This window comes from Caproiciproducens galactitolivorans (assembly GCF_004768785.1).
GTDB classification, from domain to species: domain Bacteria; phylum Bacillota; class Clostridia; order Oscillospirales; family Acutalibacteraceae; genus Caproiciproducens; species Caproiciproducens galactitolivorans.
Genome location: NZ_SRMQ01000001.1, coordinates 526,001 through 534,984, shown reverse-complemented (window position 1 = coordinate 534,984; position 8,984 = coordinate 526,001). Strand labels below are relative to the sequence as shown.

Sequence of the window (8,984 nt, the reverse complement as noted above, 5' to 3'; positions counted from 1 at the left end):
TGTGTTATTCTTTCCTTGAGTCATTGGGACCAACTCCTTTTTGAATGTCTTGACACCATTCATTTTAAAGGAGTCCCAATGGCTTTTCTATACCTTCTCGAAATTGCGAACTTTATTGTACTCTATCTGGAAATAAAAGGGAATGTTTTATTTTGAAAATAGAGGCGTCACTTCAAAATTCTCTCTATAATTAACAAACGGCCTTTCTTTTTGAAAGAAGAACCTCCACTTTTTCATAATTTTTTCTTCTTGCGCACAACCATATATTTATGCGTAAGCCTTTTCTCAAGGCATTGGGATCATTTCTCCCGATATAATTCTTATATTGTATATCGACCTCCTGCTATCGTAGTTGCATATCTTTCAAATTTCCAATTAAGGTATAGGAGCAGAACGTTACGGAGGTTAATGAAAATAAACCGATGGATTTTATAGCATAAAAAACGGACGCCAAAAATGACGTCCGTTTTTTGTTGAAATTCAATTTTATTGTCCGAGAAATTAATACATGCCGCCCATGCCCGGGTCTGCCGGAGCAGCCGGTGCCGATGCGGGCTCTTTCTTATCCGCAACAAGGGACTCTGTGGTAAGCACCATTGCCGCAACAGAGGAAGCATTCTGCAGCGCGGAACGGGTTACCTTAGTCGGGTCGACAACACCGAAGGAAATCATATCGCCATATTCTTCGGTAAGGGCATTGAAGCCGTAGCCAACCTTATTGGCACTCTTAATGTGGTCAACAATGACAGAACCATCCAGACCTGCGTTCGCTGCGATTTGACGAACCGGCTCTTCGAGAGCTTTCAGAATAATCTTTGCACCTGTCTTTTCGTCACCCTCGCAAGCGTCAACAACCTTCTGAACATCTTTAATTGTATCGAGTAAAGCAACGCCGCCGCCTGCTACGATACCCTCTTCAACGGCCGCTTTGGTAGCCGCAAGAGCATCTTCAATGCGGAGCTTCTGCTCTTTCATTTCTACTTCGGTAGCAGCGCCGACCTTGATAACCGCTACGCCGCCGGAAAGCTTTGCAAGGCGCTCCTGGAGCTTTTCACGGTCAAAGTCGGAAGTTGTTGTGGAGATCTGCGAACGAATCTGGGCAACTCTCGCTTTGATATCATCCTTATTACCCATACCGTCGACAATGATGGTATTTTCTTTGTCAATCTTAACCTGACGGGCACGACCAAGCTGTTCGATCGTTGTATTCTTAAGCTCCAGCCCCAGCTCTTCAGAGATAACCTGACCGCCTGTCAGAACAGCGATATCGCGGAGCATCTCTTTTCTTCTGTCGCCAAAGCCGGGAGCCTTAACGCCAACGCAGGTGAATGTGCCGCGAAGCTTGTTCAGAATCAGGGTGGTGAGAGCCTCGCCCTCAATATCCTCTGCGATAATAACGAGCTTCTTGCCGGACTGAACAATCTTTTCCAGAAGCGGGAGAATTTCCTGAATATTGGAAATCTTCTTATCTGTAATTAAAAGATAAGCGTCATCGATAACCGCTTCCATTTTTTCGGTATCGGTTACCATATAGGGGGTAATATAACCGCGGTCGAACATCATGCCTTCGACAACTTCAGAATATGTTTCCGCTGTCTTGGATTCTTCAACAGTAATAACGCCATCGGAAGTAACCTTCTCCATTGCTTCGGAAATCAGCTTGCCAATGAATTCATTGGAAGCGGAAATCGTTGCAACACGGGCAATATCTTCGGAACCGTCAACTTTCTTGGAATGCTCTTTCAGGGATTTTACGGCTGCGTCAACCGCTTTCTGAATACCTCTGCGAATAATCATCGGGTTTGCGCCGGCAGCTACGTTTTTCATGCCTTCGCGCATAATCGCCTGAGCAAGCAGTGTTGCTGTTGTGGTACCGTCACCGGCAACATCGTTTGTCTTGGTAGCAACTTCCTTTACAAGCTGCGCACCCATATTCTCAAACGGGTCGTCCAGCTCAACTTCTTTGGCAATGGTTACACCATCGTTTGTAATGAGGGGAGCGCCGAACTTCTTATCAAGAACAACATTTCTTCCCTTTGGGCCAAGAGTAATTTTTACTGTATCGGCAAGCTGGTTAATGCCGCTTAAAAGCGCCTTTCTGGCATCTTCACCGTAAATAATCTGTTTAGCCATCTATATATTACCTCCAATAATATAAAATTATAAAAACAAGCCGATTATTCAACGACCGCTAAAACATCGCTCTGACGTACGATCGTATATTCCTGATCATCCAGTTTAACTTCGGTACCGGAATATTTGCTGGTAATGACCTTGTCACCCTTTTTCACGTACATTTTTACTTCTTTGCCGTCCACAACACCGCCCGGTCCTACTTCAATTACTTCAGCAATCTGTGGCTTTTCCTTTGCAGAACCGGCAAGAAGAATGCCGCTTTTCGTTGTTTCTTCGGCTTCTTGCATTTTGATTAAAATTCTGTCTGCCAATGGTTTAATGGTCATAATATGTCCTCCTTCAAATCATTTGATCTTTTAGCACTCATTACACCCGAGTGCTAAGATATATTTTATATACTTGCTTGCAGAAAATCAAGAGCTTTTTTACTAAAATCTGCGATTTAATAAAATATTTACAATTTTATTAAAAAACTCCGGTTTTCCAAACATTCTGATGTAATCATTTCCAAATTTAAGGAAAAAATTCCTGTTTCCGTTTTTTTCTTCTAGCAATTCCTCTGGTATTTTATTTGGCGTATCGCCGCCTGCAGCATAAATCTTCTGCAACGAAATTCCCTTTCCGCTCTCCGCCGCTTACGGCGTTTGCAAGAAATCAAGGGACGCATATTAACGAAACCGGGATCATTTAAAATACATATAATACTGGCATTTAATCATCCCGTTATAAAGCTTTCTGCGTCGGTCCGCCTTTCTGCCAAAGCATTCCTCAAACTTTTCATCCGGGCTGATGATCGAATAACTCCACCCGTGCTTTTTCACAAACACCTTCCCCATCGTCCGGTAAAGTTCTTCTGCCTGACGAATATCCAGCAGGCGTTCCCCATAAGGCGGGTTGCAGATCACACAGCCGTATTCCCCAATGGACCGGAAGTCCTTAATCGACCGTTTTTCGGCGTGAATCCGCGAAATAACACCCGCCTTTTTTGCATTTTCAAGCGTAAGCGCTATGGCGGCGCCATCAATATCGTAGCCATAGGCTGTGAACAGCGCGTCATGCATTATAAGGCTTTGCGCTCGTTCCTTTTCTCTCCGCCAAATGTCCGGGCGGATTTGCGCCCACTGTTCGGCGGAAAAACGGCGGCGCAGCCCCGGCGCAATATTCAGCGCATACAGGGTGGCTTCAATCAGTATGGTTCCAGAGCCACAAAACGGGTCGATGAAATGGGCGTCATGCCGCACGCGCGACAGATGCACCATACAGGCGGCAAGGGTTTCCTTAATTGGCGCTTCCGTAGAAGCGGCGCGGTAACCCCGCTTGTGCAACCCTTCCCCGGAAGTGTCGATCATAACGCTTACATTGTCTTTCATGATTAGAAACTGAATCTGATACAATGCGCCCGTTTCTTCAAACCAATTCAATTTATATTTCTGTTTCAGGCGCTCCACAATCGCCTTTTTAATAATGGACTGGCAATCCGGAATACTGGTAAGTTTGGAATTCAGGCTTCGCCCTTTTACAGGGAAACGATCGTTTTTGCCAATCCACTCCTCCCAGGGGAGCGCTTTCACGCTCTGAAACAGCTCCTCAAAGCTCCGTGCCGGGAAGCTTCCCATTTGAACAAGGACCCGCTCGCTAAAACGGGAACCGATGTTTGCGCGCGCAAGCATTTCTTCGGAACCGTCAAAAAGAACGCGCCCGTTTTGCGGTTCAACATTCTGCGCGTCCATCTTTCTTAATTCATCTGCAACCAAACCTTCCACACCAAGAAGGCAGGGGCATACAAGTTTAAAATTATGCATGTTTCTCTCCATAAAAACGAAATATGGGGCTGCGACGGTACGCAGCCCCGAATTTGGATAAGCTCTTTTCCGTTAGGCACCATTCTTATTCAATCGGCGCGATATTCTATTATTCCACGTCCGGTTCCAATAATCCGTAATTTCCATCCTTACGTTTGTAAACCACGTTAATTTCCCCGGTCGTTTCATTGCGGAACATGAAGAATTGATGATCAAGGAGGTTCATTTGTAAAATAGCTTCCTCAATACTAAGCGGTTTTACAAAGAAATGCTTTGTACGCACAATCTTATATTCATCCGGTTCTTCTTCAGTATGGAGATAATCCTGCACATATTGATCCAAAGCGGCAGAATGGATTTCTTTTTCAAGCCGCGTTTTATTTTTGCGAATCTGTCTTCCAAGGGCACTAATCACCTTATCCAGCGCATCATTCATTTCAAAATCCGTTTCCTCGGCCCGATAGATCCTGCTGCCTGATTTGATCGTAATTTCAACGGTCTGGCGGTTCCTTTCAACTGTTACAACAACATTTGCCTGTGCATCTTCGTCAAAGATTCTGTCAAAACGGGAAAGCTTTTTTGTGGCAAGTTCTTTAAAATTATCCCTCAAATTCACTTTCCTTCCAGTAATCGAAACCTTCATATGAGCATCTCCTTTTTCTAGAATTGAGGAAAGAACATCCGCTAACTATAATATACCATAATCTTCTATTAAAAGAAAGTATCCGTGTCTAAATCGTAATCTTTTTGTGACGGGTTACATGGCAACCTACATTAACCGCCACAGGCAAACCTGCAATATGCGTAGGATACTGCTCTATATTCACGGCGAGAGCCGTGGTTATTCCCCCGAACCCCTGCGGCCCAATATTCAGTTCGTTGATCCTACTGAGCATTCTGGTTTCCAACTCCGCGTAAAACGGATCGGGGTTCCGCTCAGACACCGGGCGGCAAAGCGCCTTTTTTGCAAGCAGAGCGCACTTTTCAAAATCCCCGCCGATTCCAACGCCGAGTACAATCGGCGGGCACGGATTGCTGCCGGCCGTACGGACGGTATCGGTTACGAAATCGAGGATGTCGTCTACGCTAGCTGACGGAGTAAACATTTTTATCCGGCTCATGTTTTCGCTTCCAAACCCCTTCGGGGCCGCGGTTAGCACAAGCTTGTCTCCAGGTATGATGCGGGTATGCAGGATTGCCGGCGTGTTGTCGCCGGTATTACCGCGCCGAATGGGGTCCGCAACAACCGAACAGCGCAGGAGGCCTTCCAGATAGCCTTGATGTACGCCTTCATTGACCGCGTCCTCAAAGGAACCGCCAGTAATATGGACCTCCTGCCCGACTTCCGCAAACACAACCGCCATGCCCGTATCCTGGCAAACAGGGATGTTCAGTTCCTTCGCCGCTTTCATATTTTCACATAAATCGCAAAGGACTTCCCTGCCGATCCCAGAGGTTTCTTTTTCTGCCGCAGCTGCAATGCAGCTCTCAAGATCGGACGGCAAGACGCGGTTTGCGTCAATAAAAAGGGACTTAACCGCAACTGTAATTTCTGAAACGTCAATTTCTCTCATCGTCTTTCTCCTTATAACATAATTTTCCCGTCGGCGATTACATGGACTGGCTTCGACGTCATTTGAAGGGGATCCGAATCAAAAATGACCAGATCCGCATCTTTTCCAACTTGAATGGACCCTACCCGCTGATCGATCCCGCAAATTTTGGCAGGGTTAATGGTAATAGCCTTTAAAGCTTCTTCATAATCCATTCCTTCCCGAACAGCTAGCGCCGCACACGTTGGAAGGTACTGCAAAGGAATAACGGGATGGTCGGTAATAATCGCAGTAAAAACCCCCGCTTTCGAGAGGATACCCGGATTCGCGGGCGTCTGGTTTTTTAACTCCGGCTTTGAACGGTCGCAGAGATATGGGCCGGCAAGCACGCGCACGCCTTCTTTTGCTAGGGTATCCGCAATCAGGTGTCCCTCCGTTCCATGGACAATGACGTAATTGAGATGGAACTCGTTCGCAATCCGGATAGCGGTGTAGATATCGTCGGAACGGTGTGCATGGAAATGTACTTCCGTTTCTCCCCGAAGCACAGGCAGAAGCGCTTCCGATTTGATATCAAATTCCGGTGCTTCAAAATCTTCGTCGTTTTTCGAGCGCTCCAGATCCTCCATATAACGTTTCGCTTTAAATAATTCCTCGCGAATAAGCGCCGCCGTAGCCATTCTGGTGGAGGGCGTTTGGCTTTTCCCATGATAGACGGATTTCGGATTTTCGCCAAGCGCCATCTTCATCGCGACCGGTGCTTTCACAATCATATCATCCACACGGGAACCGGCGGTTTTCATCGCCGCAAGCTGCCCGCCGATCGGATTCGCGCTGCCGGGGCCGGTTACAACCGTCGTTATGCCCGCCGCTAGCGCCTCGGAAAAGCAGCGATCCATGGGGTTGATCGCGTCAATTGCACGAAGCTGCGGGGTTATGGGGTCAGTTTCCTCATTTCCATCATCCCCTTCAAAGCAAAGACCGTCTTCCCACATGCCAAGATGCGTATGGGCGTCGATAAAGCCGGGATACACCCCGGCGCCGTGAACATCCAGAACCTCTTCGTCTTTTATTGGTTTATCCGTACGGGAACCAATCGCTGCGATTTTATTCGCTTTTATATGTATCCAGCCGTTGTCGATCGTATCCCCTGCCATCGTATGGATTTTTGCATTCGTAATTAACATCGTTTACCTCCAAAAAAAGCGGAGTGCGCAACACTCCGCTTAAAATTATATCAATTGATTTTGGAACCGTGCTTGGAAAAACCGCCGCGTTTCGATTCCACGCATCTTTTAAGATCGGAAATCTTTTCATCGCTTGTCTGCTTGAACTTGGAGATCATATCCTCAAAGCTGGCAGATTCGTTTCTCCGGCTCTGCCATTCATAATTTCCGGGCCGTGCCAAACGAGGAGCCGGCGTGCTGCTCTTTGGTGTGGGCGCAACCGCCTTCTTCATGGAAAGGCTTACTTTTCCATCCTCGCTGATGCTCAAAACTTTTACTTTTACAATTTGATTTTCGGTTACAAAATCACGGATTTCCTTAACAAAAGTTGGAGCTACCTCCGAAATGTGAACCATACCGGTTTTTCCTCCCGGCAATTCAACAAAGGCACCGAATTTTGTAATCCCCGTAACTTTACCCTCCAGGATGGTTCCTACCTCAAGCTGCATATGTAAGTGATTTCCTCCTTAATAATTAGAGAGATCAATTCCCCGCAATATTGACAAACACGCGCTCTCCCGGCTTTGCAAAATTAAGACTTTCCCGTGCAACACGCTCAATATAATCGCTGTTCTCATTGGCCCCAGCCTGTAAAGCATGTTTTATATCTTCATTTTTCATTTGCTGGATAGCAATTTTTTGTTTAATTGCATCCAACTCCTGACGTTTTTGACTAATCAGGAGTTGCTGGTTAATAAGCGCGATCGTGGCGTACACCGCAAATGAAAAAACAGCAAGACGAAGCAAAAGGCTCCTTTGGGGTTTTCTGTTTTTAATAACTTTCATTTGGCAGAGCCGCCCCCTTTTTGCTTAACCCTCTCTCTCACTATACCTATACATTGATTATACACTATAGAACGGCAATGTTTCAAGCGTTTTTTCGGAATTGCCGCTAGTATTTTTATTTTCTTCACAATTATTCCAATCATTTGGGCGATGAAATGAGATATTTTCGAATTAACCCATTGAATCGGGCTGATAATATGCCTTTTCACAATTTTTGCGAGGAACCGAAATACCTGAAGGGTTACAAATCCAACCGTTAAAAAATAAAAGCACCATCCAATGCCTTCTCCCGCCAATATGTAAAACCGCACATCCCCATAATTGACCCCTAAAGCCACCAGAAACGTGACAAAAGCAATGACAACCATATAAAAGAGATCCTGACAAAAAACCGCGCGCTGTTCGGATTGGAAAACCGTCCTGAAAATACGAAAGACATCATAAAACGCGCCTAAAAAAAAGCCGGCTGCAATCGATATCAAAAACCCCTGAAACTGCCAAGTGAGTGTAACGTTCAAGCAACCTCACTCCTCTATTTGAACAGCTTTGTCAAAAAGCCGCCCGACGGCTGATTGTCCGAATAGGACAACGAACTGATTTCACCGTTCAGAGTAAGCTCCCCGGTTTCGATATTCAGTCTATTAATTTGCAGTTTGGTTCCCTTGATAATGAGCTGCCCCAAATCCGTATAAGCAATGATCGTCTGTTCGTCAAAGCTGTCAACATTAGAAACACCCGTCGCAGTAAGCACCCGGCGGTTTTCAAGAATCAAATTCTGCGGGCCTTTAACAGACTTTTTTTCTTCTGCCATTTCAAAACCCTCCTACTCATTCATACCAATTTGTATGCATAAGCGGAGGGACATATACTTAAAGGTTTGCCGACCCGTCGTCCAATATTCTGTACATATCCGACGCGGTTTCCTTTTTGGCGTATTCGTTTACGCTGAGCACTTCGGCCTTTACGTTGCGCGAACCAAGCTGCAATTCCAGGATGTCGCCAACCTTTACGTCGTAGGAAGCGCGGGCGGGTTTCCCGTTCACCAGCACGCGCCCGGCATCGCAGGCCTCGTTTGCAATGGTACGCCGCTTAATAATTCTTGATACTTTTAAATACTTATCCAGTCGCATACTATCCTCTCATATAAAAAGGCCGTAACAGCAAATTTGTTACAGCCTTTAAAACCCAAAAATAAAATTTATTTTGCTGTAGCGTCCTTAAATGCCTTTCCGGCTTTAAATGCAGGCACTCTGGATGCAGGAATAGTAATCGGAGAATTTGTTCTCGGGTCACGGCCTTGTCTTTCACTACGGCTGCGTACTTCAAAAGTACCAAAACCAACAATCTGTACTTTTTCGCCTTCGGCAACAGCGTTAACGATTGTGTCAATCATTGCATTAACAGCATTATCTGCATCCTTTTTGGACATACCTGCTTTTTCAGCAACAGCAGCAATTAATTCTGTTTTGTTCATAAATTTG

The 8,984-nt window shown here is 45.8% G+C and carries 12 protein-coding genes; all 12 read right to left on the bottom strand.

Annotated elements, in window-relative coordinates; translation table 11 throughout:
• Window positions 1-501 precede the first annotated feature (501 nt).
• Window positions 502-2,133 carry a chaperonin GroEL gene (groL, locus tag CAGA_RS02525; protein ID WP_135657373.1) on the bottom strand — a complete coding sequence of 544 codons (1,632 nt, stop codon included), beginning with the start codon at window positions 2,131-2,133 and terminating at the stop codon, window positions 502-504.
• A gap of 44 nt (window positions 2,134-2,177) precedes the next feature.
• Window positions 2,178-2,462: a co-chaperone GroES gene (locus CAGA_RS02520; protein ID WP_135657371.1), complete on the bottom strand. Its 285-nt coding sequence runs from the start codon at window positions 2,460-2,462 to the stop codon at window positions 2,178-2,180.
• Between the two features lie 357 nt (window positions 2,463-2,819).
• Window positions 2,820-3,938: a THUMP domain-containing class I SAM-dependent RNA methyltransferase gene (locus tag CAGA_RS02515; protein ID WP_135657369.1), complete on the bottom strand. Its 1,119-nt coding sequence runs from the start codon at window positions 3,936-3,938 to the stop codon at window positions 2,820-2,822.
• A gap of 109 nt (window positions 3,939-4,047) precedes the next feature.
• Window positions 4,048-4,581: a ribosome hibernation-promoting factor, HPF/YfiA family gene (gene hpf / locus CAGA_RS02510; protein WP_135657367.1), complete on the bottom strand. Its 534-nt coding sequence runs from the start codon at window positions 4,579-4,581 to the stop codon at window positions 4,048-4,050.
• An 88-nt stretch (window positions 4,582-4,669) separates the two neighbouring features.
• On the bottom strand, window positions 4,670-5,512 hold the full coding sequence (locus tag CAGA_RS02505) for a fumarate hydratase (protein ID WP_135657365.1): 843 nt from the start codon (window positions 5,510-5,512) through the stop codon (window positions 4,670-4,672).
• A gap of 11 nt (window positions 5,513-5,523) precedes the next feature.
• Window positions 5,524-6,678 (bottom strand): amidohydrolase, encoded by a 1,155-nt coding sequence (locus tag CAGA_RS02500; RefSeq protein ID WP_135657363.1) that lies wholly within the window; start codon window positions 6,676-6,678, stop codon window positions 5,524-5,526.
• A gap of 50 nt (window positions 6,679-6,728) precedes the next feature.
• Complete coding sequence (locus tag CAGA_RS02495; RefSeq protein WP_135657361.1) at window positions 6,729-7,166, bottom strand: S1 RNA-binding domain-containing protein; 438 nt, start codon at window positions 7,164-7,166, stop codon at window positions 6,729-6,731.
• Window positions 7,167-7,200: 34 nt separating this feature from the next.
• Entirely contained in the window at window positions 7,201-7,503 is a 303-nt protein-coding gene (locus CAGA_RS02490; protein WP_135657359.1) for an FtsB family cell division protein, read from the bottom strand.
• Complete coding sequence (yabQ, locus tag CAGA_RS02485; RefSeq protein WP_135657357.1) at window positions 7,500-8,021, bottom strand: spore cortex biosynthesis protein YabQ; 522 nt, start codon at window positions 8,019-8,021, stop codon at window positions 7,500-7,502. The genes CAGA_RS02490 and yabQ overlap by 4 nt, the downstream gene beginning before the upstream one ends.
• Before the next feature lie 14 nt (window positions 8,022-8,035).
• Entirely contained in the window at window positions 8,036-8,314 is a 279-nt protein-coding gene (gene yabP, locus CAGA_RS02480) for a sporulation protein YabP (RefSeq protein ID WP_135657355.1), read from the bottom strand.
• 58 nt (window positions 8,315-8,372) lie between these two features.
• Window positions 8,373-8,633 (bottom strand): RNA-binding S4 domain-containing protein, encoded by a 261-nt coding sequence (locus tag CAGA_RS02475; protein ID WP_135657352.1) that lies wholly within the window; start codon window positions 8,631-8,633, stop codon window positions 8,373-8,375.
• 68 nt (window positions 8,634-8,701) lie between these two features.
• Entirely contained in the window at window positions 8,702-8,977 is a 276-nt protein-coding gene (locus CAGA_RS02470; RefSeq protein WP_135657350.1) for an HU family DNA-binding protein, read from the bottom strand.
• Between the last annotated feature and the right edge of the window lie 7 nt (window positions 8,978-8,984).

Bases quoted from the DNA above. Each gene is read 5' to 3' on its own strand.
- CAGA_RS02505 (WP_135657365.1), bottom strand. From the start codon at position 5,512: ATGAGAGAAATTGACGTTTCAGAAATTACAGTTGCGGTTAAGTCCCTT.
- CAGA_RS02500 (WP_135657363.1), bottom strand. From the start codon at position 6,678: ATGTTAATTACGAATGCAAAAATCCATACGATGGCAGGGGATACGATC.
- yabP (WP_135657355.1), bottom strand. From the start codon at position 8,314: ATGGCAGAAGAAAAAAAGTCTGTTAAAGGCCCGCAGAATTTGATTCTT.
- hpf (WP_135657367.1), bottom strand. From the start codon at position 4,581: ATGAAGGTTTCGATTACTGGAAGGAAAGTGAATTTGAGGGATAATTTT.
- groL (WP_135657373.1), bottom strand. From the start codon at position 2,133: ATGGCTAAACAGATTATTTACGGTGAAGATGCCAGAAAGGCGCTTTTA.
- CAGA_RS02495 (WP_135657361.1), bottom strand. From the start codon at position 7,166: ATGCAGCTTGAGGTAGGAACCATCCTGGAGGGTAAAGTTACGGGGATT.
- CAGA_RS02515 (WP_135657369.1), bottom strand. From the start codon at position 3,938: ATGCATAATTTTAAACTTGTATGCCCCTGCCTTCTTGGTGTGGAAGGT.
- CAGA_RS02470 (WP_135657350.1), bottom strand. From the start codon at position 8,977: ATGAACAAAACAGAATTAATTGCTGCTGTTGCTGAAAAAGCAGGTATG.
- CAGA_RS02475 (WP_135657352.1), bottom strand. From the start codon at position 8,633: ATGCGACTGGATAAGTATTTAAAAGTATCAAGAATTATTAAGCGGCGT.
- CAGA_RS02490 (WP_135657359.1), bottom strand. From the start codon at position 7,503: ATGAAAGTTATTAAAAACAGAAAACCCCAAAGGAGCCTTTTGCTTCGT.
- CAGA_RS02520 (WP_135657371.1), bottom strand. From the start codon at position 2,462: ATGACCATTAAACCATTGGCAGACAGAATTTTAATCAAAATGCAAGAA.